The following is a 25,007-nucleotide window of genomic DNA, read 5'->3' on the forward strand; positions in this document are numbered from 1 at the left end:
ACTTCGTGGTCTATCTCACGTATTTCATCAGGCCATTCACCGGCCGTCTGGGAGAACCTTGCTCGTATGATTCGCACGCTGCCCGCCCTTTTTGCCCTGCTGTTCGCTGCGCCCTTGATGGCTGCGCCCGCCGGGCAACAAACCCTGTTCAACTTCGTCCGGCCTGCCGATGTGGTCAAGGTGGCGACCCAGGACGCGAGCCTGCCGCAATACAACGCCGAACAAACCCCTGAAGGCGAGGTACTGCGCCGCATCACCTTCAACCCTGCCGCTGAACCGAGCCTGGTGCTCAGCCCGCAGGCTGGCGTGTGGGACTGGTCGCAGTCCAGCGCCATGAGCCTGCGCATCCAAAGTGCTATGGACTGGGCGCTGACGCTCTACGTCAAGGTGCAGAGCAGTGACGGCAAGACCCTGGTCAGCCGCATCGACTTGCCGGCCGGTCCGGCCCAGACCTTGCTCATCCCGCTGCAAGCCAACTCGCCGTTGAGCCAGGGCATGAAGGCCGGCCCGCCGATGCCGATCACCGTGGAGGGCCAGCGTGTGTTGCTGGCCGCCAGTGCCGGGGAAGTCGACCGCAGCCAGGTGGTCTCGGTGACGCTGTCGATGCTCAAGCCCAACGCCGCGCAAAGCATTCTGCTGGAACGCTTTGGCGTGCAGGACAGTGAGCCGGTGCTCAAGGCCGCCTACAGCGAACTGGTGGACGCTTACGGGCAGTCCACCCGCGCGCGCTGGCCGGAGAAGGTCAGCAGCGACGAACAGCTCAAGGCCGCCGTCGCCAAGGAGCAACAGCAGCTCCAGGGCTGGCTGGCCGAGCGGGATAAATCCGCATTGGACAAGTTTGGTGGCTGGAACAAAGGCCCTGCATTCAAGGCCAGCGGTTTTTTCCACACCGAGAAACGTGATGGCCGCTGGTATCTGGTGACGCCGCAAGGGCATCCGTTCTATTCCCTGGGCGTCAATACCGTTGCCCCGGACAACAGCCAGACCTACGTGGCCGGTCGTGAATGGATGTTTGCCGCCCTGCCCAAGGCCGACGAGCCCTTTGACAAGTATTACGGCAGTGGCGATAACCGCACTGGCAACGGCGCGGGTGAGGGTCGTAGCTTCGGTGCCGGGCGTTGGTACGATTTCTACGGCGCCAACCTGCAGCGTGCTTACGGCGGCGAAGGCTTCGACCAGAAGCGCTGGGTGACCCACACCCTCGATCGCCTGCAAGCCTGGGGCTTCAACACCGTGGGTAACTGGAGTGACGAGGACTTGGCCGCGGCCGACCGTGTGCCTTACACCTTGCCGCTGTCGATCGTCGGCGATTACGCCAGCATCAGCACCGGTACCGACTGGTGGGGCGGCATGCCCGACCCGTTCGACCCGCGCTTCGCGATGGCCACCGAGCGCGCCGTTGCGATTGCTGCCCGCGATCATCGCGACGACCCGTGGTTGATCGGTTTCTTTGCCGACAACGAACTGGCCTGGGCCGGCCCCGGTGATGATCCTAAATCACGTTACGCCTTGGCCTACGGCACGCTGCGCATGACCACCGACGTGCCTGCCAAGCGTGCGTTCCTCAAGCAACTTCGAGACAAGTACCGCAACGAAGAGGGCCTGTCGAAAGCCTGGGGCATCGAGTTGGCCGGTTGGGAGTTGATGGAAGATCCGGGTTTCGAGCCACCGATGCCCAGCCCTGAGCACCCGGAAATCGAAGCTGACTTCAAATACTTCCAGAAGACGTTTGCCGATGCTTACTTCAAGACCATTTCCGACTCGCTCAAGTGGCACGCACCCAACCAACTGCTGCTGGGTGGACGCTACGCGATCAGCACCCCGGAAGCCGTGGCGTCCTGCGCGCAGTATTGCGATGTGCTGAGCTTCAATATGTACACCCTCAAGCCTCAGGACGGTTACGACTTCGCCGCATTGCGCGCGTTGGATAAACCGGTGTTGATCACTGAATTCAACTTTGGCTCGGCCGACCGTGGCCCGTTCTGGGGCGGAGTGACCCAGTTGGCCAGGGAAGAGGACCGTGGCGCGGCCTATGCCAACTTCCTAAAGCAAGCCCTGGCCGAGCCGTCGATTGTCGGCGTGCACTGGTTCCAATACCTGGACCAACCCGTGACCGGGCGTTTGCTGGACGGCGAGAATGGTCACTTCGGCCTGGTGGGCATCACCGATGTGCCCTTCCAGGGGTTTGTCGACAGCGTGCGTAAAAGCAACCTGGCGGCGGTGGATCAGTTGGGCAAGGAAGCGCAAAAGGCCAAGGCTGTCAGCGCGGCGCATGAACGCGAAGGCGGCAAACCCGGGCATGAAGGCAAAGGCCCGGGGCAGGGCGCCGGGCATGCCGGTGGGCACGCCGGAAACGGCCATTGATTGAGCGTTGATGGGTTCACAAAACCCACAAGGGCTGGAACAATGGCCGCCACTTTTCACGGTGTTTTTCGAGGCGGCTTACGTGCAGATCCAGGGTCATTACGAACTTCAGTTCGAAGCGGTACGTGAAGCGTTTGCCGCGTTGTTCGATGACCCGCAGGAGCGTGGCGCCGGGCTCTGCATCCAGATCGGCGGCGAAACCGTCGTCGACCTCTGGGCCGGCACCGCCGACAAGGACGGCGCCGAGGCCTGGCACAGCGACACCATCGTCAACCTGTTTTCCTGCACCAAGACGTTTACCGCCGTCACGGCCCTGCAACTGGTAGCCGAAGGCAAATTGCAATTGGATGTGCCAGTGGCCCGCTACTGGCCGGAATTTGCCGCTGCCGGCAAGGAAACCATCACCCTGCGCCAGTTGCTCTGCCACCAGGCCGGGTTGCCGGCGATCCGCGAGATGCTGCCCACCGAAGCCCTGTACGACTGGCAATTGATGGTCGACACCCTGGCCGCCGAAGCCCCGTGGTGGACCCCAGGCCAGGGCCACGGCTACGAGGCGATCACCTACGGCTGGCTGGTCGGCGAATTGCTGCGCCGTGCCGATGGGCGTGGGCCAGGGGAGTCGATTGTGGCGCGGGTGGCGCGGCCGTTGGGGCTGGACTTCCATGTGGGCCTGGCGGATGAAGAGTTTTATCGCGTTGCACATATAGCGCGCAGCAAAGGCAATATGGGCGATGAAGCCGCGCAACGCTTACTGCAAGTAATGATGCGTGAACCGACCGCCATGACCACGCGAGCATTTGCCAATCCACCGTCTATTCTGACCAGCACTAATAAGCCCGAATGGCGGCGTATGCAGCAGCCAGCGGCAAATGGTCACGGTAATGCACGCAGTCTGGCGGGTTTTTATAGTGGTTTGTTGGACGGTAGTTTGTTGGAAGCCGACATGCTTGAAGAGTTGACCCGCGAACACAGTATCGGGCCGGATAAAACATTATTGACACAAACCCGTTTTGGGCTGGGCTGCATGTTGGATCAACCACAGTTGCCCAACGCCACCTTCGGCCTTGGCCCGCGTGCTTTCGGGCATCCCGGTGCGGGCGGTTCGGTGGGTTTTGCCGACCCTGAGCATGATGTAGCGTTTGGTTTCGTGACTAATACATTGGGGCCTTATGTACTTATGGATCCCCGTGCACAGAAGTTGGTCGGAATATTGGCCGGTTGTCTGTAAACCCCTTGCTGTTTCACGTTTTTTTGTTACAAAGGCAACTATAAGAAGGCGCTGAACGAAATTTTGTAACTTTAAAGTTCTGTAAGCGTCTGTTTAACGGGTCATCCAGACCCCCGTTTCTTTTCTCATTTTGTGGATATCTCATGTTATCGAACAAGTCCTTGGCACTGGCGCTTTGCCTCACCATTACTGGCTGCGCACAAACTCCACAGAATGATGCCGAGGGCGGGCATTGGTGGTCATTTGGATCTGATAAGGCCGCTACCAAGGACGCAGTGACCCAAGCCGATGCCAAGCCAGACGCCAAACCCGCCGCTGGTGCCAAGCCAGCCGCACCTGTAGCTGCTGCGCCTGCTCCGGCAGCCAAGGCTGATACCGGCTCCAGCTGGTGGCCTTTCTCCTCCAAGAGTGCCGATGAAAAGGTCGCCGATGCCAAGGCTGCAGACCTGAAAGCCGACCTCAAGGCCGCTACTCCGGCACCTGATGCGGCACCTGCCGTCGCCAAGACCGACAGTGAAACCCACTGGTGGTGGCCGTTCGAGAGCAAACCCAAGCCATTGTCCAAGGTCGACGTGACCAACGTGCCGATGCCTGACCCGAAAATCACCCAGGCCTGGTTGGACGACTATGAGCCGCGCCTGCGCGCTGCCATCAAGGACAGCAACCTGCAACTGGAACGCCGCGACAACGTGCTCGTGGTGATCGCTCCGGTCGATGGCTCCTACAACCCGAAACGTCCAGCGATGCTGCTGCCGGTTACCTTGGGCCCGTTCACTCGCGTTGCCAAGGCCGTTGAAGCCGATCCCAAGACCGCCGTACTGGTCCTGGGCCACGTTGACGCCACCGGTACCGCCCCGGCGAGCCAGGCGTTGAGCAAGGAGCGTGCACAGTCCATCGCTTCGATCTTCAGCCTCAGCGGCTTGAAGCAAGACCGCCTGATGCTGCGCGGCATGGGTGACCTGATGCCACGTGCCGCGAACGACAGCACCCAGGGCCGTGCGCTGAACCGTCGCATGGAAATTATGTTCACTCAGCGTACAACTATGTTGGCGCTGCTGAGCAAGTACAACTCCGGCAAGACCCCGCCGGTAGCTGAAATGGTTGCCGTGCAGAACGTGCCTGCACCGGCTCCGGCCGCCAAGGCGCCGGCGAAGAAAGCCCCGGCTGCCAAGAAAGCTGCCGCCAAGCCGGCCGCTAAAAAAGCGCCGGCCAAGCCAGCTGCCAAGAAAGCCGCCCCTGCCAAGGCCAAGGCCGCTGCACCGGCGAACGACCAGGCAAAAAACTGATCTGCTGACCAGAAGGATAAAGCTGCATGACCCAGGCACTGGCCGATATGCGCCGTGACTACACACGGGACGGTTTGAGCGAGGCCCAGGCCCCGGGCGAGCCGTTTGCGTTGTTCCACCAGTGGTTTGCCGATGCGGTGAAAACCGAGCAACCACCGGTGGAAGCCAATGCCATGACGCTGGCCACGGTCGACCAGGACGGTCGCCCGCACTGCCGCATCCTGCTGCTCAAGGGCCTGGATGCGCAGGGCTTTACCTTCTTCACCAACTATCAGAGCGCCAAGGGCCAGCAGCTCGCGGCGCAGCCGTTTGCGGCCATGACGTTTTTCTGGCCGACCCTGGAGCGCCAGGTGCGCATCGAAGGGCGGGTGGTCAAGGTCACGCCTGAGGAGTCGGACGCGTATTATCAGGTCCGGCCTTTGGGCAGCCGCCTGGGCGCCTGGGCTTCCCCGCAGAGCCAGGTCATTCGTGACCGTGAAGAACTGCAAGGCCTGCTCAAGGCCACCGAACAGCGTTTCAGCGATACCCAGCCCGACTGCCCCGAGCACTGGGGTGGCTATCGTCTGCTGCCGGAGCGTATCGAGTTCTGGCAAGGCCGCGCCAGCCGCCTGCATGACCGCCTGAACTACCGCTTGCAAGGGGCCGAGTGGACCCGCGAGCGCCTGGCGCCCTGAGCGTCACCTTTCGTCACTTCACCTGAATGTTGTTCGCAGCCCCGACGTCTCTATGGAAGAGGCGTCGGTCGCGTGCGGCTGTGCGGCTACAATGATGAAACCGTCGTGAAATCTCTTGGCACAAGAACTGCGCTACCGTTAGTCGAGTTTTCTGGTGCTGGCAGTCTGTACTCAGGCTGAATGAAAGCAATTTTCTGCGGTGCTTGCCGTGACAGGCGCCACGCTGCAGCGTCTAATGAACACCTGTCCTTTGGAGTTGATGCTATGCGTAAGTCCGTTTTACTGGTTGCCTGCTTTACCACCTTGTCGTTGTTGCTGGGTGGCTGCGCGTCGAGTCTGACCGGCGATTCGTACTCCCGTGATGAAGCGCGTCGTGTACAGAGCGTGCGCATGGGGACCATCGAATCCCTGCGTCCGGTGAAAATCGAAGGCACTAAAACCCCAATCGGCGGCGCTGCTGGCGCAGTCATCGGCGGCGTTGGCGGCAGTGCCATCGGCGGTGGCCGTGGCAGCATTGTGACTGCGGTGATCGGTGCCGTGGCCGGTGGCCTGCTGGGCTCTGCCACCGAAGAAGGCCTGACCCGCACCCAAGGCGTGGAAATCACCGTCCGCGAAGACGACGGCAGCATGCGCGCCTACGTTCAGGCCGTGCAGGAGAATGAAATCTTCCGCATTGGCGACCGTGTGCGCATCATGACGGTGGATGGTACTAGCCGCGTTACCCGTTAAGCGGTAAGCCGCACGCAAAGAAAAACCCCAACCGGGTAACCGGTTGGGGTTTTTTGTGGGCGCTGTTTCAGGAGGGTCAGGCTTTTTTACGACTCGCCATCGCCGTCACCACATACCCAATACACGCCGCCAATATCGACCCAGTCAGAATGCCCATTCGATCTTCTCCGGCAAACTCACTGGCGCCTGGCACAAACGCCAGGGAGCCGACGAACAGGCTCATGGTGAAGCCGATGCCGCAGAGGATCGCCACACCAAACACCTGGCCCCAGTTGGCGCCGCTGGGCAGAGAGGCGAGGCCGGTCTTGATGGCCAGCCAGGTGAGGCCAAACACACCGATGGTCTTGCCGATCAACAGGCCCGCGGCGATGCCCAGGGGCACGTGGTGGGTGAAGCTTTCCAGGCTGACGCCGGTGAGTGACACGCCGGCGTTGGCGAAGGCGAACAGCGGCAGGATGCCGTAGGCCACCCACGGGTGCAGGGCGTGTTCGAGGGTCAGCAGCGGCGAGGGCTCGGCATTCTTGGTGCGCATCGGAATGCAGAACGCCAGGGTTACGCCCGCCAGGGTGGCGTGCACGCCGCTCTTGAGCACACACACCCACAGGATCAGGCCGACGATCAGGTAAGCCCAGAGCTTGATCACCCCAAGGCGGTTCATCGCGATCAAGGCCACCAGGCAGGCGCCTGCGCCAGCCAAGGCTGCACCGGACAGATCGGCGGAATAGAACACGGCGATGACGATGATCGCACCCAGGTCATCAATGATGGCCAGGGTCATCAGGAACAGTTTCAAGGACACCGGCACGCGTTTGCCCAGCAGCGCCAACACGCCCAGTGCAAAGGCAATGTCGGTGGCCATCGGGATCGCCCAGCCGGAAAGGGCAGCAGGGTAGTCCTTGTTGATCGCCCAGTAGATCAGCGCCGGCACCACCATGCCGCCGATGGCCGCTGCGCCAGGCAGTACCACTTGCGACGGTTTGGACAGGTGGCCGTCAAGCAGCTCGCGCTTGACCTCCAGGCCGATCAACAGGAAGAACAGGGCCATCAGGCCATCGTTGATCCACAACAAGGCTGGCTTGTCGATTTTCAACGCGCCAATCTGTGCCACTACCGGTACGTCGAGAAATGCGCCGTACAGGTGCGATAACGGTGAGTTGTTGATGATCAGTGCCAGGGCGGCGGCGGCGATCAACAACAGGCCGCTGGCCGCTTCCAGCTGGAAGAAACGGGTGAATGTGCTACGCAGAGCCAAGGGATGCTCTCCAATCCGGATTCAATAGGTGGGTACCCTAACCCGTACCGTTAGTTGTTAAAACAAAAGTTATATTCTTATTTGTTATAAGCAAGGGGCGGGTTCAGGGTTGCGCTAGGGCCTGTGAATTGTGTGTCCAATTGAGTCGTTACTGTATCTGTGTCGAGTGTAGGAAAAATCCTAAGATTGACGTTGAAATTCTTAGAGAACGCCATCATGAGCGACCAACGTCCCTGGGCCCGCGAAGCCATTCGCATTATCGAAGCAGACTTCCAGCGCAGCGCCGATACTCACCTGATCCCGCTACCGTTGCCGGGATTGCCGGGGATCGAGTTGTACTTCAAGGACGAGTCCAGCCACCCCACCGGCAGTTTGAAACATCGACTGGCCCGTTCGTTGTTTCTGTACGCACTGTGCAACGGCTGGCTCAAGCCAGGGGCGCCGGTGATCGAAGCCTCCAGCGGTTCCACGGCTATTTCCGAAGCCTACTTCGCACGCCTGCTCGGCCTGCCGTTTATCGCGGTGATGCCGGCCACCACCTCCCAGGAAAAGATCGCGCAGATTGCCTTCTATGGCGGCAAGAGCCATCTGGTACAGGATCCGACACAGATCTACGCCGAATCCGAACGCCTGGCGCAGGAAAGCGGCGGTCACTTCATGGACCAGTTCACCTACGCCGAGCGTGCCACCGACTGGCGTGCGAACAACAACATCGCCGAGTCGATCTTCCAGCAGATGCGCTTTGAGCAGCATCCCGAGCCGAGCTGGCTGATTTCCAGCCCCGGCACCGGTGGCACCACCGCGACGTTGGGGCGCTACGTGAGGTATCGCCAGCACTGCACCCGCGTGCTGTGCGCCGATGCTGAGCGTTCGGTGTTTTTTGACTTTTACCAGACGGGCGATTCCAGCCTGCGCCTGGACTGTGGTTCGCGTATCGAAGGTATTGGGCGACCACGGGTCGAGGCGTCGTTTTTGCCAGCGGTGATCGACGCGATGGTCAAGGTGCCGGATGCGCTGTCACTGGCCGCCATGCATTACCTGGCCGAGCGGCTGGGGCGGCGGGTCGGCGGGTCCAGCGGGACCAACCTGATTGGCGCACTGGCGGCGGCGCAGCAGATGAAGGCGGCGGGGGAGTCAGGTTCGATCGTGGCGATCTTGTGTGATGGCGGCGAGCGGTATGCAACAACCTATTACGATCAGGCGTGGCTGGCGGGGCAAGGGTATCAACTGGAAGGGTTGATTGCGGCCGTTGCGGCCAGTGTGGAGCGCGGCGAGCCGTTGCCGGACAGCGTCCTGCGCGCGAATATCTGACCCGACGCAAAGGCAAATGGAGGAGGGGGAAAGCCCCCCTCCCACATTCAATGTGCGGTGTTCTCAGGCTGTGATGCCGAGCATATCCCGCGCCAACGCCTCGGCAATCCGAATCCCATCAACGCCCGCCGACAGGATGCCACCGGCATAACCTGCGCCTTCACCGGCCGGGAACAGGCCCTTCACGTTCAGGCTCTGCATCGACTCGTCACGGGTAATCCGCAGCGGCGACGAGGTGCGGGTTTCGATACCGGTCAACACGGCATCGTGCAGCGAGTAGCCCTTGATCTGTTTTTCAAAGGCCGGCAACGCTTCGCGAATGGCTTCGATGGCAAAGTCCGGCAGCGCCAGGGCCAGGTCGCCGAGGGACACGCCGGGTTTGTAGGACGGCTCCACACTGCCGATCGCGGTGGACGGTTTGCCGGCGATGAAGTCACCCACCAATTGCGCCGGGGCTTCGTAGTTGCTGCCGCCAAGGATGTAGGCGTGGGACTCCAGGCGTTCCTGCAACTCGATACCTGCCAGCGGTCCGCCCGGATAATCCACTTGCGGCGTGATACCGACCACGATGCCGGAGTTGGCATTGCGCTCGTTACGCGAATATTGGCTCATGCCGTTGGTCACGACGCGGTTCGGCTCGGACGTGGCCGCCACCACGGTGCCGCCAGGGCACATGCAGAAGCTGTAGACCGAGCGGCCATTCTTGGCGTGGTGCACCAGTTTGTAGTCGGCGGCGCCCAGTTTCGGGTGCCCGGCGTATTTGCCCAGGCGCGCAGCGTCGATCAGCGATTGCGGGTGTTCGATGCGAAAGCCCACCGAGAACGGCTTGGCCTCCATGTACACGCCACGACCGTGAAGCATGCGGAAAGTGTCGCGGGCGCTGTGGCCCAGCGCCAGGATCACGTGCTTGGAGAGGATCTGTTCGCCGCCATCCACCACCACGCCGTTCAGTTGGCCGTCTTCGATCAGTACGTCGGTGACGCGTTGTTCGAAGCGCACTTCACCGCCGAGGGCGATGATCTGCTCGCGCATGTTTTCCACCACGCCGGTCAGGCGGAACGTACCGATATGCGGCTTGCTGACGTAGAGGATTTCTTCCGGCGCGCCGGCCTTGACGAACTCGTGCAGCACTTTGCGGCCGTGGAATTTCGGGTCCTTGATCTGGCTGTAGAGCTTGCCGTCTGAAAAGGTCCCGGCGCCGCCTTCACCGAATTGCACGTTGGACTCGGGGTTGAGCACGCTTTTGCGCCACAGGCCCCAAGTGTCTTTGGTGCGTTGGCGAACTTCCTTGCCGCGCTCCAGGATGATCGGCTTGAAGCCCATCTGTGCCAGCAACAGCCCGGCGAAGATGCCGCACGGGCCAAAACCCACCACGATCGGCCGTTCTACCAGGCCTTCAGGCGCCTGGCCCACTACTTTGTAGCTGACGTCCGGTGCCGGGTTGATATTGCGGTCATCGGCAAACTTGAGCAGCAGGGCGGCTTCACCCTTCACGTCGAGGTCGATGGTGTAGATGAAGCACAGCTCCGACGACTTTTTACGGGCGTCGTAGCTGCGTTTGAACAGGGTGAAATCGAGCAGGTCATCACTGGCGATGCCCAGGCGCGCCAGGATGGCAGGCCGCAGGTCTTCTTCGGGATGGTCAATGGGCAGCTTGAGTTCGGTGATTCGTAACATGACGGGATCCGGTGTGCGGCGTTCTGTGAGGCCGGCGGTTTTGCAAACCGGCGATTATAAGCCCCAACTGAGGTTTCCCGTCATGCTAAAACAACGCAGACCGCAATCAATCGTCCCGCGAGCCACCGAAAGCCGCGCAGCCACGCTGGACTTGACCGTTGATCCGCAATTCGGCGCTCATGTGTTGCAGGCTGCCGCTGACGCTGTCCACGCACCGTTGCGGGGCCACCCACAGCTCAATGTGCTGGTTATTGGCTTCGGTCATCAGGTTGAAACGCCCGTCGCCGAGTTGTTCTTCCACATAAGGTACCGCCAGTGGCGGCTGGCCCTCGCGCTGCAGCACCATGCCCTTGGCCGTGACGTTCAACGCCCACGCCGGCTTGTGGCCGTTGGCGCGCAGGATCATGCGCTTGAAGTCCGGGTCGTCACAGGCTGAGGTCGAGCGCTCTACGCGGTAGAGTTGTTGCAGGTCCACCTCGCCCTGGGTGCCGGTGGCAACGCCGGAGAACTTGCCGCGCAGGTCCGCAAACAGTGCACCTTGCTGGCCTGCCAGGGACGCGGCTTCCTGCAGGATGCTGGTGCCACCGGTGTCCTTGATCACATAGGTGCGCGGGTCACGGCACGGCTGGAACAACAGCTTGCCACCCACTGCCGTGAGTTCACCCTGCATGCGGGTCAGCCCTGCGGTAGAGGGTTTGGCCGGCTCGCTTTCGAACACCTGGCAGGCGGTTAGCAGGGGAAACAAAGCACATAAAGCAAAGGTACGGGCGGCAAGCATTATCGGGTCTCCAGGCAAGTGTCGCCACGTTACTCAGGCTGGCGTTGCATCACAAGCCTGTCACCGCGCTTCAGTCAATTCTTACAGTCGTGGAATTTAGCCGACGATAAATGTCTGGCCGGTCTGCAAGCCTTCCACACTTTTTGCGTAGGCCAGTGCCACATCCGCGCCCGGTGCAGGTTTATAACCTCGGAAGTAGGGCGCGTAGCTGCCCATAGCTTCCACCAGCACAGTCGGGCTCACCGCGTTGATACGCAAGCCTCGTGGCAGTTCGATTGCCGCCGCTTTCACAAAGCCATCCAGTGCGCCATTGACCAGCGCAGCCGAGGCGCCGGTACGGATCGGGTCACGGTTGAGAATGCCACTGGTGAAGGTGAACGAAGCGCCGTCGTTGGCGTACTCGCGGCCAATCAGCAGCAGGTTGACCTGGCCCATGAGCTTGTCACGCAGGCCCAGTTCAAAGTCACTTTCGCTCATATCACCCAGCGCCACGAAATTCACGCTGCCGGCGGCGCAGACTAGGGCGTCGAAGTTACCGGTCTGTTCGAACAGCCTGCGGATCGAGGCACTGTCGCTGATATCCACGTGGAAGTCGCCGCTGCTGCGGCCAATGCTGATCACCTCGTGACGTTGAGCCAGTTCGGCCTTGACTGCCGAGCCGACGGTGCCGCTGGCGCCAATCAGTAGGATTTTCATGGTGCTGTTCCTTCAAGGGTGAGTGAAGGTTCAGTCTAGAGTGGCTTTTTAATCGGATAAACGCGCTAATAGGCAACCTTTGGTTTTCAATTGGAAACAATCGATGAGCGAAATGGATGACCTCGCGGCCTTTGCCGTACTGATCGAAGCCGGCAGTTTTACGCTGGCGGCCGAGCAATTGGGCTGCAGCAAGGGCCAGTTGTCCAAGCGTATTTCCCAGTTGGAAGCACAGTTTTGTGTGGTGCTGCTGCACCGCACCACGCGCAAGCTCAGCCTGACCGCCGCCGGTGCGGCGTTGTTGCCCCAGGCCCAGGCACTGGTGGTGCAGGTGGAACGTGCGCGTCAGGCATTGGCCCGACTCAAGGACGATCTGGCCGGGCCGGTGCGTATGACGGTTCCGGTTTCGTTAGGCGAAACCTTCTTCGATGGCTTGTTGCTGGAATTTTCCAAGCAGTACCCGCAGGTGCAGATCGAGCTGGAACTCAACAACAGTTACCGAGAGCTCGCGCGGGATGGCTTTGACCTGGGAGTGCGTTCGGGGGCGATTGAAAACGAGCGCTTGGTGGCCAAGCCCTTGCTGGCCTGGCATGAGATGACCTGCGCCAGCCCCGCCTATCTGGAGCAGCACGGCGAACCGCTGACCCCGGCAGATCTTGCGGCGCATACCTGCTTGCTCAACAGCCACTACAGCGGTCGCGAGGAATGGTTGTATCACCAGCAGCACGAGTTGTTGCGGGTCCGGGTGAGTGGCACCTTCGCCTCCAATCACTACAACCTGTTGAAGAAGGCCGCGCTGGTAGGCGCCGGGATCGCCCGGTTGCCTTCCTACGTACTGCATTCGGAATTGGCTGACGGTCGATTGTGCTGGCTCCTGCGTGATTTCCAGACGCGAAGCATGCCGATGTACCTGGTTCACCCTTATCAAGGCGGACTGCCCAGGCGTACCCAGGTACTGGCCGATTACTTGGTGGACTGGTTCAAGCGCAGCGGCGAGGCGTTGGATCGGCTTTAACGGGAGCGGCGGGCGATCCAATGGTCGATGGACAAGCGGCCAGGGCCTTTGGCAACCAACAGTAACAACAACGCAAGCCAAGTGCCGTGGGTGGGGTACGCATCCGGGTAGACGAACAATTGAATGACCAGCGTCATGCCAATCAAGGCCAGGGCCGAGAAGCGCGTGGCGAACCCCACCAATATCAGCACCGGGAAAAAGTGCTCGGCAAACGCCGCCATATGCGCGGCCACTTGCGGCGACAGCAACGGCACGTGGTACTCACTGCGAAACAGCGGCAAGGTCGAGGCGGCGAGTTTGGGTGCACCAAGCTGGAAGGTGCCGTTGATCAGGTCTATCGCGAAGCCTTCAACCTTGGTTTGCCCGGACTTCCAGAACACGGCCGCGATGGAGAATCTCGCGATAAAGGCAATCAGGCTGTAGGGGATTTTCTCGAAAAGCGTGATCGCCTGTTTGATCAGGCACGGACGGCGGATGTTCATGGCGATACCTTTTGTTCTGGGAGCAGGTGAGTGATGGCGTCGTGGCTGATCAGCAGTGACAGGCATTGGTGCAGGTCGAACTCGGCGCAGGCCTCAAGGGCGTCTGCCACGGCCATCTCCAATGCCGCGCCCTGGTTCAGGCTATTGATAAAGGCGACTGAGCCGCCGTCGATGGCGAAGACCTTCACGTTCAGCCCCTGGCGCAGCACCAGTGCACTTTGGGCATGCCAAGGATCAAGGGTGGCCAGGGCGCCTTCGGTCTGGTGCGCCGCCCATACCGCAACCACGGCGTAGGCGCAGTTCAGGGTGGCAACGCAGGGATGCAGCCGCAGACGCGATGCACCCAGTTGGGTTTGGGCCTGCAGGTGTTGCAGGACGGCTTGCTGATTCATCGGCGGCGTATCCGCCGCGTGATAGGCACGCACCCGCAAGCGTTCCAAGCGGGCCACATCGGCCAGGTAAGGCACGCTGGCAGCCGGCTCAAACCCCTGGATGAAGTCGGCGAATGTGCTGCCGTATTCGCTCATCAGTGGATGCTTGGCTGGGGACGCCTGCACGTAAAGGCTGGCCATGGCGTGAAAAAAATCGTCACCTACCAGTTGCACTGTCACGGGATAGGCCGTTGCCAGTGCATTGATCAATGAGCGGTGAACATTGTTGCGATACACCGCAAAACGACTGGCCGGGTCGGCACCGTTGCTGCTGAACAGGCCGTCCGGGCAGGGCTGCTCGGGTGCCAATAAAGCGCTGGCGAACGCGTCGTGAAGGCTCATGGCTGGACCTGCGATAAATAGCGGTCGGCCTGTTGGGCTTCCGCGTGCAACACGCTGAAGGCCGGCACCTGGTTATCTCGTTCAATCAGTGTGGCGACCGGGCCAGTCCGTGTGAGCACCTGCTCGTACAGTTGCCACACGGCGTTGTCGATAGGCGCACCGTGATCATCGATCAGCAGGCGATCACCCAGGCTGTCAGTGTCTTCGGCAAAGCCAGCCAGATGAATCTCACCCACCGCGTGCAACGGTAGGGCGTCGATGTAGGCCAGTGGGTCGCGCTGGTGGTTGATGCACGACACGTAGACGTTGTTCACATCCAGCAGCAAGCCGCAGCCGGTACGGCGGATGATCTCGCTGATGAAGTCGGTCTCGTCCAGGGTGGAACGCTGGAACTGCAGGTAGGTCGATGGGTTCTCTAGCAGCATCGGCCGCTTGAGCGTGCTCTGCACCTGGTCGACGTGCGCGCATACCCGGTTCAAGGTGTCGACGTCGTAGGCCAGTGGCAGCAAGTCATTGAGAAACACCGGGCCGTGGCTGGACCAGGCCAGGTGTTCGGAAAAGGAGTGAGGTTGGTAGCGTTCGATCAGTGTGGCCAGGCGTGCCAGGTGCTCGCGGTTGAGCGGACCTTCACCGCCGATGGACAGGCCCACGCCGTGCAAAGACAGCGGGTACTGTTGGCGAATCAACCCCAGGTAATGATGGAAAGGGCCGCCGGCGACCATGTAGTTTTCGGCGTGCACTTCAAAAAAGCCGATGTCGGGGCAGGTCTGGAGTACCTCGGCGAAGTGCTCGTTCTTCAGCCCCAGCCCGGCCCGAAAGGGCAGGCCGGGCGCCTGAGCCGTTGAGACCGTGTGCAGGGTTGAAAGCGTCATCATCCGTACTCAGGCTGTGCAGGGTTTCAGGACTTGGCGGCGAAAGCAGCTTCCTGGCCGAAACCAGTCGGCGAGGTGGAGCTTGGAGTTTGGGTGCAGGTGCCGGCGGGGACCAGTTTCCAGGCGTTGGCCTGATCCTTGGTTTTCGAGGTGCCGGCACAGGAAGTGCCCGCGCCTGCGGCGCAATCGTTCTTGCCGGCTTCAGCGACACCAAAGCATTTCTGCATGTCGTCGGCGGCGTGGGCGGTGGTGGTCAGGGCGGACAGGCTCAGGGCGGAACCCAGGGCCAGGATGAGGGCGGAGGCGGACAATTTGTTGGTCATGGTGTTTCTCCAGCAGTGGTTGTGTGGGCAGGCTTGAGTGCCTGCATGCACCACTAGAGAGGGGGGGGACGGTGTTCGTTACACGGTCGGATGAAATAATTTCAAACAATGCAAAAAAAATGTGGGAGGGGTAAACCCCTCCCACATTAGTAACCGGGTGTTAACCGCCCAGGTATGCCTCACGCACCTTCGGATCCGTCAGCAACTGCTCGCCAGTGCCCTGCATCACCACCCGGCCGTTTTCCAGCACGTAGGCGCGGTCGGCGATTTTCAGTGCCTGGTTGGCGTTCTGCTCCACCAAAAACACGGTCACACCGTCCTTGCGCAGTTGTTCGATGATGTCGAAGATCTGCTGGATGATGATCGGTGCCAGGCCCAGGGACGGTTCGTCCAGCAGCAACAGCTTGGGCTTGCTCATCAGCGCCCGGCCGATGGCGAGCATTTGCTGCTCGCCTCCGGACATGGTGCCGCCGCGCTGGCTGAAGCGTTCCTTGAGCCTTGGGAACAGGTGCAGCACCTTGTCCATCTGCTCCTGGTAGTCGCCTTTGTCGGTGAAGAACCCGCCCATGGCCAGGTTCTCTTCAACGGTCAGGCGCGAGAACACACGACGGCCTTCCGGCACCACCGCGATGCTTTTGCGCATGATCTGCGACGACTGCTGGCCCACCAGTTCCTCACCCATGTAGCGGATGCTGCCGCTATGGGCCTGGGGCGAACCGCACAGGGTCATCAGCAAGGTGGACTTGCCGGCGCCGTTGGCGCCAATCAGGGTCACGATCTCACCTTGGCGTACTTCCACGTTGACGCTGTGCAGGGCCTGGATCTTGCCGTAGAAGGTGGAAACGTTTTCGAATTGCAGCATTTTACGCTTCCCCCAGATAGGCTTTGATCACTTCAGGATTGTCGCGGATCTGCTCCGGCGTCCCGTCGGCCAGTGGCGTGCCCTGGTTGATCACCACGATGTGGTCGGAAATGCTCATGACCAGTTTCATGTCGTGTTCGATCAACAGCACGGTGGCATTGTTTTCTTCACGCAGTACGCTGATCAGCGCCTTGAGGTCTTCGGTTTCCTTGGGGTTCAGGCCTGCCGCTGGCTCGTCGAGCATGAGGATCCGCGGGCGGGTCATCATGCAGCGGGCGATTTCCAGGCGACGTTGCTGCCCATAGGCCAGGGTGCCGGCGGGGCGGTTGGCGAACTCGGTCAGGTTGACCTTGTCCAGCCAGTACTCCGCATATTCCATGGCCTCGCGCTCGCTCTTGCGGAACGCCGGGGTCTTGAACAGGCCTGCAAAGAAGTTGGTGTTCAGGTGACGGTGCTGGGCGATCAACAGGTTCTCAACCGCCGTCATGTCCTTGAACAGCCGCACGTTCTGGAAGGTCCGCACCACGCCCTTGCGGGCGATCTCGTGACCGGCCAGGCCTTGGATCGGCTGGCCATCCAGCAGGATGCTGCCGCCGCTCGGCTTGTAGAAACCGGTGAGGCAGTTGAACACCGTGGTCTTGCCGGCGCCGTTGGGGCCGATCAACGCTACAACCTGTTTTTCTTTCACGGTCAGGGCCACGCCGTTGACCGCGAGCAAGCCGCCAAAGCGCATGCTCAGATTTTCGACTTTCAGGATCTCGCGGCTCATTTGCGCAGCTCCATGTGAGGACGTTGCATGGGCAGCAGGCCTTGAGGGCGCCAGATCATCATCAGCACCATCATGGCGCCGAACATCAACATGCGGTATTCGCTGAACTCACGCATCATTTCCGGCAGCAGGATCATCACGATTGCAGCCAGGATCACGCCCAACTGCGAGCCCATGCCACCCAGTACCACGATGGCGAGGATGATCGCCGACTCGATGAAGGTGAACGATTCCGGCGTTACCAGGCCTTGGCGGGCAGCGAAGAAGCTGCCGGCGAAACCGGCGAACGCAGCACCCAGGGTGAACGCGGAGAGCTTGATGATGGTCGGGTTCAGGCCCAGGGCGCGGCAGGCGATTTCATCTTCGCGCAGCGCTTCCCACGCACGGCCGATGGGCATGCGCAGCAGGCGGTTGATCACGAACAATGCCGCCAGTGCCAGCAACAGCGCGACCAGGTACAGGAACACCACTTTGCTCACCGGGTTGTAGGCAATCCCGAAGTACTCGTGGAAGGTCTGCATGCCTTCGGCAGCGGTGCGGTCGAACGACAGCCCGAAGAACGTTGGCTTGGGGATGCTGCTGATGCCGTTGGGACCGCCGGTGATATCCGTGAGGTTACGCAGGAACAGACGGATGATTTCCCCGAAGCCCAGGGTCACGATGGCCAGGTAGTCCCCGCGCAAACGCAGCACCGGGAAGCCCAGCAGGAAGCCGAACGTTGCCGCCGCCATACCCGCCAGTGGCAGGCAGATCCAGAAGCTCCAGCCCAGGTAGTGCGAGAGCAGTGCGTAGGTGTAGGCACCCACGGCGTAGAAGCCCACGTAACCCAGGTCAAGCAGGCCGGCCAGGCCGACCACGATGTTCAGGCCCAGGCCCAGCAACACGTAGATGAGGATCAGGGTGGCAATGTCGACCGCACCACGGGAGCCGAAGAACGGCCAGATCAACGCAGCCACGATCAGGCCGATGATGATGTAGCGCTGGGTGCGCGGCAGGGTCAGGAATTGGCTGACCTTGGGCGATACCAGCGGGCCGCGGTTGCCTTTGAACAAGGCACCGACCTGCTGGGTGAACAGCACGCGCAGGAACATCAGCACCGAGCACAGGGCGATGATGGTCAGGGTCACGGGACCGGTGCCATGCACTTCCAGGTTGATGCCGACAATGCTCAGCTTGAGGCCGAGTACCGGGAAGGCCACAGCCCACACCAGCAAGGCGCTGAAAAACGCCGATTTAAGATATCTGCTCATACTTTCTCAACCTCCGGACGGCCCAGGATGCCGGTCGGACGGAACAACAGCACCAGAACCAACAGGCCGAACGCCACGACGTCCTTGTACTGGTCGCCGAAGATATCGGCACCAAACGCCTCGGCCACACCCAGCACCAGCCCGCCGAGCATCGCGCCCGGAATACTGCCGATGCCGCCCAAGACCGCTGCGGTAAAGGCCTTGAGGCCTACCAGGAAACCGGCGTTGGGGTTGATCACGCCGTACTGCATGCTCAGCAGTACCGCCGCAACGGCGGCCAGCGCGGCACCGATCACGAAGGTCAGGGCGATGATGTTGTTGGTGTTGATGCCCAGCAGGTTGGCCATCTTGATGTCTTCGGCGCAGGCCCGGCAGGCGCGCCCCAGACGGGAGCGGGAGATGAACAGGGTCAGGCCCAGCATGGCCACCAGGGTGACGACGAAGACCAGGATCTGCATATACGAAATCAGCACTTCTTGTGCGCCACCTGGGCCGAAGGAGAAGCTCCCCGGAATCAGGTTGGGAATGGACTTGTCCTTGGAGTCCTGGGACAGCAATACGGTGTTCTGCAGGAAAATCGACATGCCGATGGCGGAAATCAGCGGGATCAAACGGTTGCTGCCACGCAAGGGACGGTAGGCAACGCGCTCGATACTGTAGCCATAGGCACTGGTTACGACGATCGATGCAAGGAACGCAGCGGTCATCAACAGCGGCAGGGAGTGGATACCCATCATGGCCAGCCCGGCAAGGGCGATGAAGGCCACGTAGGAACCAATCATGTACACCTCGCCATGGGCGAAGTTGATCATTCCAATGATGCCGTAAACCATTGTGTAGCCAATGGCTATCAAGGCATAGGTGCTGCCAATGGTCAGGCCATTAACCAGCTGTTGGAAAAAATGATAGATCTCAGGCATTACAGCGCTCCTAAAAACCCGATACGCATTTCACTGGTGGAGTCATGTTCCGGCCGTGTGCTGTGTTCTGTGAGCACATTTGCACAAAGCGTTTGCCAGCGAACCGCTGGTGACGGTTTTAAGATTTTCAGGTGAGCCAGCGCCCGGATCGCGGGTGACAGGCCCATAAACCTCGTAAAACAAAGCCCACTGCTCTCACAGTGGGCTTGTTGGACCAGTAATGCCTGGCTTACTGAGGGGAAACTTCGGTTTTAGGTTTGCCGAAGTGCCATTCGTAGACCACGAACTTGAAGTCCTTCAGGTCGCCCTTGGCGTCGAAGCTCAGCTCGCCGGTAGGGGTCTTGAAGGTGCCCGCGTGGATGGCTTCGGCCACTTTGGCGGTGTCTTCGCTCTTGGCGGCTTTGATACCACCGGCGATGACTTCAATGGCCGAGTAGGCCGGGAACACGAACGGACCGGTTGGGTCCTGCTTGTTCTTGGTGAACTCTTCAACGATCGCCTTGTTGGCAGGGTCGGTGTCGAAGGATTTCGGCAGGGTCACCAGCAGACCTTCGGAAGCGCCCTGGGCGATTTGCGAGATGGAGTCGTTGCCGACACCTTCTGGGCCCATGAACTTGGCGTTCAGGCCTTTTTCCTTGGCTTGGCGCAGGATCAGGCCCAGTTCTGGGTGGTAGCCGCCGTAGTAGACGAAGTCGACGTTGGCTTGCTTGAGCTTCTGGATGATCGAGGAGAAGTCCTTGTCGCCAGCGTTCAGGCCTTCGAAGACGGCAACCTTGGTGCCTTTCTCTTCGAGGGTTTTCTTCACGGCGGTGGCGATGCCTTCACCGTATTGCTGTTTGTCGTGCAGGACCGCGACGATCTTCGGCTTCACGTGGTCGGCGATGTAGTTGCCGGCTGCCGGGCCCTGGGCGCTGTCGAGGCCGATAGTGCGGAAGATCAGCTTGTAGCCACGGGCGGTGATTTCCGGGCTGGTGGCCGCCGGGGTGATCATGATCACGCCTTCGTCTTCGTAGATGTCGGACGCTGGCTGAGTGGAGCTGGAGCAAAGGTGACCGACCACGAACTTGACGCCGTCGTTGACTACTTTGTTGGCGACGGCCACGGCTTGCTTAGGATCGCAAGCGTCGTCGTATTCCTTGGCTTCGAGCATTTTGCCATCGACGCCGCCCTTGGCGTTGATGTCGGCGATTGCCTGCTTGGCACCCATGAATTGCATGTCGCCGTATTGCGTTACAGGACCCGTCTTAGGACCGGCGATGCCGATCTTGATGGTGTCGGCTGCGAACGAATGGCCGGCAACCCCAGCCAGGACCATAGCGGCAAACAGTTTGGAAATCTGCTTAGTAGCCTTATTCATAGTGCTCCACTCTTACTGTTGTATTTTTTATAGTTCTAGCGGCCTTGTGAGCTGCTGAACCGGATCAGATATCTCGGATATCCCCCCGGCAGTGCCCTGGCAACTGTACCGGTACAGTGTAGAGCGCCGGTTGATCGCTTGAAAAGCTGGCTGCTGGGGGCAAAAGCCGGACGTGTCGCTTAAATGAAAGAAAAAGACAGAATTGCGGCGGGCTTGTGCCAGAGTTTCAGGCAATCCTTGGCTTTTCTGACACTTTCTATCGATGACTCATTTGCAACTGGGTTTTTCTACCTCGGTCGCGACGTTATGATTGCGCCGATTTTTTCCCAAGGTGAATTCCCATGACGCAAGAACCTAGCACCCTCTATGCCAAGCTGCTCGGTGAAACCGCCGAAATTTCCTGGAAGGAGCTTGAGCCGTTCTTTGCCAAGGGTGCCCTATTGTGGGTCGAAGCCAGCCTGGATTTGATCGAGGCCGCCGAGGGAATGGCCGAGGACAACCGTGAAAAGGTCGCTGCCTGGCTGGCCTCGGGGAGCCTGAGCGAAGTGTCTGCGACGCGGGCGTTGGACCTGGTGGAGCGCGATCCGAGCCTGTGGGCGGTGGTGGTTTCGCCGTGGATCCTGATCCAGGAGAGGGCGGCGCAATAGGGTTCAGCACCAAAATAGTGCGTTGTTTTTGCCTGTTTAAGTGTGTAGCGCAGTAACCGCTGAAGCGGTGATGGCACCTTGCCGTGGAGAAAGGTCACAGCCTAGGGTGACGCGCGCGTCATGGGAACAGTTCTTCCACTGCCGGTTGGGCTGGGGAATTGTTTCTTGGTGTTTATAAACGAGGGCAGTTGTCAGATCGTGGCGTAGTAAACGCTGAATTCCGGTAAAGTTCGCGACCTGTTTACCTGGAGTTCGTCATGCAGTCAGCGCTGCCCTCTTTAGCGAAAGCCTCGCACCAGTTGCTCTACCTTATCTACGGTAATCAGGACGTTTACCGGCGCGAAGCCAAATTCAGCATCCTCACCGCCCTGTCGCAGCTCAAGCAGGGCGAAACGCTGTGTATCCGGGTCCTGACCGATCGTCCCCAGGACTACACCGGCTGGCCGGTTGAAACCATTGCCTTGGATGAACGCACCCTGGCCCAATGGCAGGGTGACAACGGCTACCCCCATCGCCGCAAGGCCTGCGCCATTGCCCATGGGCTGACGCTGGCGGACAAAACCCTGTTCGTCGACACCGATACGCTGTTCCTGAAGTCGCCCCTGCGTGTGTTCGAACTGATCCAGCCGGGCCAGTATGTGATGGACGGCTTCGAATACGACTGGAGCTACGTGTGCAAGCGCCCGGACTACCTCAAGTTGGGCGAGCATCTGCGGGCACATGGCATTTGCGCCGACAACAGCTTCAAGCTTTACAACAGTGGCCTGTGTGGTGTGCGTGCTACTGACGGGCCGCTGCTTGAGACCTCGATCCGCTTGATCGACGAATGGACCCAGGGCTCGTTCGATATCCATACCATCGAGCAAATCGCGATTTCCTTGGCACTGCGCGACGAGAAGGTGTGCGAAGCCAAGAAATTCGTTCACCACTACTTTGCCGACAAGCGTTTTTTCCACGCCATGCAGGCGCACTTTTTTACCCTGCACGGTGAAGCGTTCGGCCCTGAGCTGGTGGCGCGCTGCCTGGATGTGCCCCGAGTGAAGCCAGTGCCCTCACCGTGGCAACGGCTGCGCATCAAATGGAAGCTGCGCAATCAACGTAAGCACCTGAAAAAGGTCGGTCGCGACTTGTTCTATGGCAGTTCAGCACCCAAGCACCCGTATTACGACGTGTGCCGACATGGCTGGTGGGAATCGGCTGTGCGGGAGATTCGCGGTTGGGATCAGGCGGAGCAGCAGAAATTCTTTGGTTCGAAAGACGCCGGCTGGCCGAAGCATTTCCCTCGGCCGGCAAAGCGTGCTGACGAAAAAGCCATCATCGCCTTCCTGCACCGGCAACGGTCGCAGTGAACCTGCGACGGCGCCGGGTGGCGCCGTCACAACGGACTACGCTGTCTTGCCCGTATGGTTATTCAACGAAATAACCTTGGTCTTGCCGATACGGTGGCGGTAGATCTCGCGCAGGTACTTGATCGCTTTCTTCACGCAATCCCGTGACAGGCGAATGTCATTGATCGACACGAACTTGTCTTTGTCGTTGATCAGTTCGCGGTACTTCTTCTCGTACATCGGCTTGATCGCGTACCAGTTGGTATCCAGGATCTTCGCCGGGTTTTCAAACTCGTTGAGCAACTCGTCGATACGGTCTTCGTCGAAGTCCTCGTGGATGATGAAGTCCAGGATCGAGTTGTCCAGGGTGTCGTCGAAGCGGTACGGGTTGCGGGCGAAGCAACGCTTGATGAAGGCCACGATCAACGTCAGGAAGTCGTCCGACAGGCACGGGCTCTTGGCGATCAACGTGGTCAACGACAGGTTGGCCGACGCGCCGATCACCAACGCGTAGCGCTTGAGCGTGGTGTTGGGGAACAGGCTGTTGAGGTGGGTCTTGAGCCGGTTCAGGTCCATGTAGGACAGTTTGTAGTCCTTTGGCAGCGAGACGATGGACACCACCGACGAGCAGTTCTTGAAGAAGTGCAGGTCATGCAGCGCCGCGGCGTCGTAGCCGGAGTTCTTGTACTGCTCCAGGGACGCCTTGTAGCGCTTGGACTCGATCGGCAACAGGCTGATGCCTTCGATGGCCTGGGTGACCTTGTTGAAATGCGGCAGGTCGATGGAGCGGAAGAACAGGTCGTCGATGTTCAGGCGCTGGGGCTCTTTCTCGAACACCTTGAACTTGTCATTCGACGGCGCCGGGGTCTCCGGTACCACCGACTCGGCGTAGGCAATCGCCACCGGGCCGGCCAGGCTCATGAACAGGTCGTTGGCATCCAGGCGGATGGTTTCGCCGATGTCGATGCCGGCGCGGCGGAAGTAGTTCTGGTCGTAGTCGGTGGTCACGGCCTGGGCGGTGAGGATGTTGAAGATCTGCTGGGAAATGTACTGGTTGGCGTGCTTTTCCATGGCATTGACATCAATGTTCTGGATGTTGCCGTCATCGCTTTCTTCGGCGTACCGCATGATGTCGTTGGAGATCAGCATCATTGCGTTCCACGGGCGGATGCGGCCCTTCACGCTGGCTTCGCTGCTGTCTTCATTGTCGAAGTTGTACGAGAAATCCCATTCTTCCGACAGGTATTTGCACAGCAGCCGCCCGGCGTTGATGTGCAACGCCTCGGACATTTCGCTGCGGTGATCGGAAATGTTCGGCAGTACGCAAATGCCGCTGGTGAAGATCGGCTCGAAGACGAAGGCGTGGCCGCTCTTGCTGTCGTGCTCATCGGCGGGCTTGGTGTCGAACGTCTTGTTCATGTACGAATGCTGTTGGGCCAGGCCGAATTCTGAGGCCATGCCCGAGCCGGTACCGCCGCCGGCGCTGAAGATCGAGAAGTACAGGCGCGACTGGTTGGCCTTGATGCCGCAGGAGTCGATCAGGTACGAGTGGATCATCTTCCAGTCGGGACTGGAAAAGCGCTGGGTGTCTTTATTGAGGATGATCTTGGCCAGGTACTGGCCGAGGATCGGCGCGTTACCGGCGCCGCCGGCATGGACTTCAGACAGGTCCATGATTTTCATCTTGCTGTAGTCGCGCAGGAAGCCGCTTTTTTCGCCCTTGCGCGAGAAGCGGATACGCCCTGCAATGTCCTTGTCCAAGTCGCCGAGCATTACCAGCGGCTCCACCAGGAACACGGGCTTGCTGGCCTTGCCGCCGCCCAGGCGCAGGTTGTTGCGGATCCACTGGGCCGGGCTGTAACCCTTGTCCAGCGACTTGTCTTCGTTGCTGAATTCGTTCAGGTAGAACTTGCGCGCGTTGTACACCAACTCCGCCACGTCCAGCGCGATGTTCGAACCGCAGCGGCCCAGGCCGATCAGGCATACCGACGGGAATTCCTGCTCGCTGCGCTGTTCGCCGTCGACTTCCAGATGTGGCGGGCGCGGGAACACCATATCGCGCAGGCCGTCGAGGTTATCGAGGATGCGGTCGGTATTGGTTTCGGTGAAGTACAGGTATTGCTGGGTGGCCAGCGGGCGGGCGGTGCTCAATGACTTTGAACCTGAGGGCTTTTCCGCAGGAGCTGCGAGCAACACGTCGGATACCACGGTGGCAGAGTTATTTTTAGAAGTCATTGTGCGCCATGTGCCTGGACGGATGGCTGGAAAGAATCAAGGGCCATCACGGAATGGGAGTTCGCGACTTTGCAGTGCGTCCTTGTCCGGCACGATCGGGTTTGACCCCGTGTTCTCAGGGAAAACCAGGCCGGACTCTGATGAATCGGCCGTTCGTCGGGAATCTTGAGGTGGGTGATGGC

Annotated in this window: 23 protein-coding genes; 9 read left to right on the forward strand and 14 right to left on the reverse strand. The window is 60.3% G+C overall.

Going from position 1 to position 25,007, the window contains the following annotated elements; translation table 11 throughout:
- Positions 1-66: 66 nt before the first annotated feature.
- The 5 genes from PspS35_RS07115 (at position 67) to PspS35_RS07135 (ending at position 6,281) form a co-directional block, all read left to right on the forward strand.
- Positions 67-2,364, forward strand: coding sequence for a beta-galactosidase (locus tag PspS35_RS07115; protein ID WP_159933325.1), 2,298 nt, complete (start codon positions 67-69; stop codon positions 2,362-2,364).
- Between the two features lie 82 nt (positions 2,365-2,446).
- A complete protein-coding gene (locus tag PspS35_RS07120) occupies positions 2,447-3,592 on the forward strand; it encodes a serine hydrolase domain-containing protein (RefSeq protein ID WP_159937996.1) in 1,146 nt (381 codons plus the stop codon).
- Positions 3,593-3,735: 143 nt separating this feature from the next.
- Positions 3,736-4,878, forward strand: coding sequence for an OmpA family protein (locus PspS35_RS07125; RefSeq protein ID WP_159933326.1), 1,143 nt, complete (start codon positions 3,736-3,738; stop codon positions 4,876-4,878).
- A gap of 26 nt (positions 4,879-4,904) precedes the next feature.
- The gene (gene pdxH, locus PspS35_RS07130; RefSeq protein WP_159933327.1) at positions 4,905-5,552 is read left to right on the forward strand and encodes a pyridoxamine 5'-phosphate oxidase; all 648 of its coding nucleotides are present in this window, start codon (positions 4,905-4,907) and stop codon (positions 5,550-5,552) included.
- Between the two features lie 264 nt (positions 5,553-5,816).
- On the forward strand, positions 5,817-6,281 hold the full coding sequence (locus PspS35_RS07135; RefSeq protein WP_026136695.1) for a glycine zipper 2TM domain-containing protein: 465 nt from the start codon (positions 5,817-5,819) through the stop codon (positions 6,279-6,281).
- A gap of 76 nt (positions 6,282-6,357) precedes the next feature.
- Here PspS35_RS07135 and nhaA read toward each other — a convergent pair whose 3' ends face one another.
- Positions 6,358-7,533, reverse strand: coding sequence for a Na+/H+ antiporter NhaA (gene nhaA / locus PspS35_RS07140; protein WP_159933328.1), 1,176 nt, complete (start codon positions 7,531-7,533; stop codon positions 6,358-6,360).
- A 216-nt stretch (positions 7,534-7,749) separates the two neighbouring features.
- On the opposite strand from nhaA, the gene PspS35_RS07145 reads away from it, so the two are divergent.
- Positions 7,750-8,844 (forward strand): PLP-dependent cysteine synthase family protein, encoded by a 1,095-nt coding sequence (locus tag PspS35_RS07145; RefSeq protein ID WP_159933329.1) that lies wholly within the window; start codon positions 7,750-7,752, stop codon positions 8,842-8,844.
- Between the two features lie 63 nt (positions 8,845-8,907).
- Here the strand turns inward: PspS35_RS07145 and PspS35_RS07150 are convergent, their stop codons facing one another.
- The 3 genes from PspS35_RS07150 to PspS35_RS07160 form a co-directional block, all read right to left on the reverse strand.
- Entirely contained in the window at positions 8,908-10,521 is a 1,614-nt protein-coding gene (locus PspS35_RS07150) for an NAD(P)/FAD-dependent oxidoreductase (protein ID WP_159933330.1), read from the reverse strand.
- A gap of 106 nt (positions 10,522-10,627) precedes the next feature.
- Positions 10,628-11,299 carry a hypothetical protein gene (locus PspS35_RS07155; RefSeq protein WP_159933331.1) on the reverse strand — a complete coding sequence of 224 codons (672 nt, stop codon included), beginning with the start codon at positions 11,297-11,299 and terminating at the stop codon, positions 10,628-10,630.
- 96 nt (positions 11,300-11,395) lie between these two features.
- On the reverse strand, positions 11,396-11,995 hold the full coding sequence (locus PspS35_RS07160) for a short chain dehydrogenase (RefSeq protein WP_159933332.1): 600 nt from the start codon (positions 11,993-11,995) through the stop codon (positions 11,396-11,398).
- Positions 11,996-12,098: 103 nt separating this feature from the next.
- Between PspS35_RS07160 and PspS35_RS07165 the strand changes: the two genes are divergently transcribed.
- On the forward strand, positions 12,099-13,007 hold the full coding sequence (locus PspS35_RS07165; protein WP_159933333.1) for a LysR family transcriptional regulator: 909 nt from the start codon (positions 12,099-12,101) through the stop codon (positions 13,005-13,007).
- Here the strand turns inward: PspS35_RS07165 and PspS35_RS07170 are convergent.
- From PspS35_RS07170 to PspS35_RS07210, 9 genes are all read right to left on the reverse strand, one after another.
- The gene (locus tag PspS35_RS07170) at positions 13,004-13,489 is read right to left on the reverse strand and encodes a DoxX family protein (protein ID WP_159933334.1); all 486 of its coding nucleotides are present in this window, start codon (positions 13,487-13,489) and stop codon (positions 13,004-13,006) included. The two genes, PspS35_RS07165 and PspS35_RS07170, sit on opposite strands and share 4 nt — an antisense overlap.
- Complete coding sequence (locus tag PspS35_RS07175; RefSeq protein ID WP_159933335.1) at positions 13,486-14,262, reverse strand: DNA-binding domain-containing protein; 777 nt, start codon at positions 14,260-14,262, stop codon at positions 13,486-13,488. The genes PspS35_RS07170 and PspS35_RS07175 overlap by 4 nt, the downstream gene beginning before the upstream one ends.
- Positions 14,259-15,137, reverse strand: a complete 879-nt coding sequence (locus PspS35_RS07180; protein ID WP_159933336.1) for a DUF692 domain-containing protein — start codon at positions 15,135-15,137, stop codon at positions 14,259-14,261. Before PspS35_RS07180 ends, PspS35_RS07175 begins: the two co-directional genes overlap by 4 nt.
- A gap of 23 nt (positions 15,138-15,160) precedes the next feature.
- Positions 15,161-15,457 carry a DUF2282 domain-containing protein gene (locus PspS35_RS07185; protein ID WP_159933337.1) on the reverse strand — a complete coding sequence of 99 codons (297 nt, stop codon included), beginning with the start codon at positions 15,455-15,457 and terminating at the stop codon, positions 15,161-15,163.
- Positions 15,458-15,617: 160 nt separating this feature from the next.
- Positions 15,618-16,319, reverse strand: coding sequence for an ABC transporter ATP-binding protein (locus tag PspS35_RS07190; RefSeq protein ID WP_010212366.1), 702 nt, complete (start codon positions 16,317-16,319; stop codon positions 15,618-15,620).
- Position 16,320: 1 nt separating this feature from the next.
- Positions 16,321-17,088 carry a high-affinity branched-chain amino acid ABC transporter ATP-binding protein LivG gene (gene livG, locus PspS35_RS07195; protein WP_016975067.1) on the reverse strand — a complete coding sequence of 256 codons (768 nt, stop codon included), beginning with the start codon at positions 17,086-17,088 and terminating at the stop codon, positions 16,321-16,323.
- Entirely contained in the window at positions 17,085-18,338 is a 1,254-nt protein-coding gene (locus PspS35_RS07200) for a high-affinity branched-chain amino acid ABC transporter permease LivM (RefSeq protein ID WP_003231103.1), read from the reverse strand. Before PspS35_RS07200 ends, livG begins: the two co-directional genes overlap by 4 nt.
- Positions 18,335-19,258: a high-affinity branched-chain amino acid ABC transporter permease LivH gene (livH, locus tag PspS35_RS07205; RefSeq protein ID WP_003231100.1), complete on the reverse strand. Its 924-nt coding sequence runs from the start codon at positions 19,256-19,258 to the stop codon at positions 18,335-18,337. The genes PspS35_RS07200 and livH overlap by 4 nt, the downstream gene beginning before the upstream one ends.
- 229 nt (positions 19,259-19,487) lie before the next feature.
- Positions 19,488-20,615 carry a branched-chain amino acid ABC transporter substrate-binding protein gene (locus tag PspS35_RS07210; RefSeq protein WP_159933338.1) on the reverse strand — a complete coding sequence of 376 codons (1,128 nt, stop codon included), beginning with the start codon at positions 20,613-20,615 and terminating at the stop codon, positions 19,488-19,490.
- A 341-nt stretch (positions 20,616-20,956) separates the two neighbouring features.
- Here PspS35_RS07210 and PspS35_RS07215 point away from each other — a divergent pair, with 341 nt between their 5' ends.
- Both PspS35_RS07215 and PspS35_RS07220 read left to right on the forward strand, forming a co-directional pair.
- Positions 20,957-21,262, forward strand: a complete 306-nt coding sequence (locus PspS35_RS07215) for a DUF2288 domain-containing protein (RefSeq protein ID WP_159933339.1) — start codon at positions 20,957-20,959, stop codon at positions 21,260-21,262.
- Positions 21,263-21,519: 257 nt separating this feature from the next.
- Positions 21,520-22,611 carry a hypothetical protein gene (locus PspS35_RS07220; RefSeq protein ID WP_159933340.1) on the forward strand — a complete coding sequence of 364 codons (1,092 nt, stop codon included), beginning with the start codon at positions 21,520-21,522 and terminating at the stop codon, positions 22,609-22,611.
- A gap of 36 nt (positions 22,612-22,647) precedes the next feature.
- Here PspS35_RS07220 and PspS35_RS07225 read toward each other — a convergent pair whose 3' ends face one another.
- A complete protein-coding gene (locus PspS35_RS07225) occupies positions 22,648-24,825 on the reverse strand; it encodes a hypothetical protein (RefSeq protein ID WP_159933341.1) in 2,178 nt (725 codons plus the stop codon).
- Between the last annotated feature and the right edge of the window lie 182 nt (positions 24,826-25,007).

This window comes from Pseudomonas sp. S35 (assembly GCF_009866765.1).
In the GTDB taxonomy this organism is placed as follows: Bacteria; Pseudomonadota; Gammaproteobacteria; order Pseudomonadales; family Pseudomonadaceae; genus Aquipseudomonas.

Coding starts and splice junctions, on each gene's coding strand:
- PspS35_RS07115 (WP_159933325.1), top strand. CDS start 67: ATGATTCGCACGCTGCCCGCCCTTTTTGCCCTGCTGTTCGCTGCGCCC.
- PspS35_RS07125 (WP_159933326.1), top strand. CDS start 3,736: ATGTTATCGAACAAGTCCTTGGCACTGGCGCTTTGCCTCACCATTACT.
- pdxH (WP_159933327.1), top strand. CDS start 4,905: ATGACCCAGGCACTGGCCGATATGCGCCGTGACTACACACGGGACGGT.
- PspS35_RS07135 (WP_026136695.1), top strand. CDS start 5,817: ATGCGTAAGTCCGTTTTACTGGTTGCCTGCTTTACCACCTTGTCGTTG.
- PspS35_RS07145 (WP_159933329.1), top strand. CDS start 7,750: ATGAGCGACCAACGTCCCTGGGCCCGCGAAGCCATTCGCATTATCGAA.
- PspS35_RS07150 (WP_159933330.1), bottom strand. CDS start 10,521: ATGTTACGAATCACCGAACTCAAGCTGCCCATTGACCATCCCGAAGAA.
- PspS35_RS07155 (WP_159933331.1), bottom strand. CDS start 11,299: ATGCTTGCCGCCCGTACCTTTGCTTTATGTGCTTTGTTTCCCCTGCTA.
- PspS35_RS07160 (WP_159933332.1), bottom strand. CDS start 11,995: ATGAAAATCCTACTGATTGGCGCCAGCGGCACCGTCGGCTCGGCAGTC.
- PspS35_RS07165 (WP_159933333.1), top strand. CDS start 12,099: ATGAGCGAAATGGATGACCTCGCGGCCTTTGCCGTACTGATCGAAGCC.
- PspS35_RS07170 (WP_159933334.1), bottom strand. CDS start 13,489: ATGAACATCCGCCGTCCGTGCCTGATCAAACAGGCGATCACGCTTTTC.
- PspS35_RS07175 (WP_159933335.1), bottom strand. CDS start 14,262: ATGAGCCTTCACGACGCGTTCGCCAGCGCTTTATTGGCACCCGAGCAG.
- PspS35_RS07180 (WP_159933336.1), bottom strand. CDS start 15,137: ATGATGACGCTTTCAACCCTGCACACGGTCTCAACGGCTCAGGCGCCC.
- PspS35_RS07185 (WP_159933337.1), bottom strand. CDS start 15,457: ATGACCAACAAATTGTCCGCCTCCGCCCTCATCCTGGCCCTGGGTTCC.
- PspS35_RS07190 (WP_010212366.1), bottom strand. CDS start 16,319: ATGCTGCAATTCGAAAACGTTTCCACCTTCTACGGCAAGATCCAGGCC.
- livG (WP_016975067.1), bottom strand. CDS start 17,088: ATGAGCCGCGAGATCCTGAAAGTCGAAAATCTGAGCATGCGCTTTGGC.
- PspS35_RS07200 (WP_003231103.1), bottom strand. CDS start 18,338: ATGAGCAGATATCTTAAATCGGCGTTTTTCAGCGCCTTGCTGGTGTGG.
- livH (WP_003231100.1), bottom strand. CDS start 19,258: ATGCCTGAGATCTATCATTTTTTCCAACAGCTGGTTAATGGCCTGACC.
- PspS35_RS07210 (WP_159933338.1), bottom strand. CDS start 20,615: ATGAATAAGGCTACTAAGCAGATTTCCAAACTGTTTGCCGCTATGGTC.
- PspS35_RS07215 (WP_159933339.1), top strand. CDS start 20,957: ATGACGCAAGAACCTAGCACCCTCTATGCCAAGCTGCTCGGTGAAACC.
- PspS35_RS07220 (WP_159933340.1), top strand. CDS start 21,520: ATGCAGTCAGCGCTGCCCTCTTTAGCGAAAGCCTCGCACCAGTTGCTC.
- PspS35_RS07225 (WP_159933341.1), bottom strand. CDS start 24,825: ATGACTTCTAAAAATAACTCTGCCACCGTGGTATCCGACGTGTTGCTC.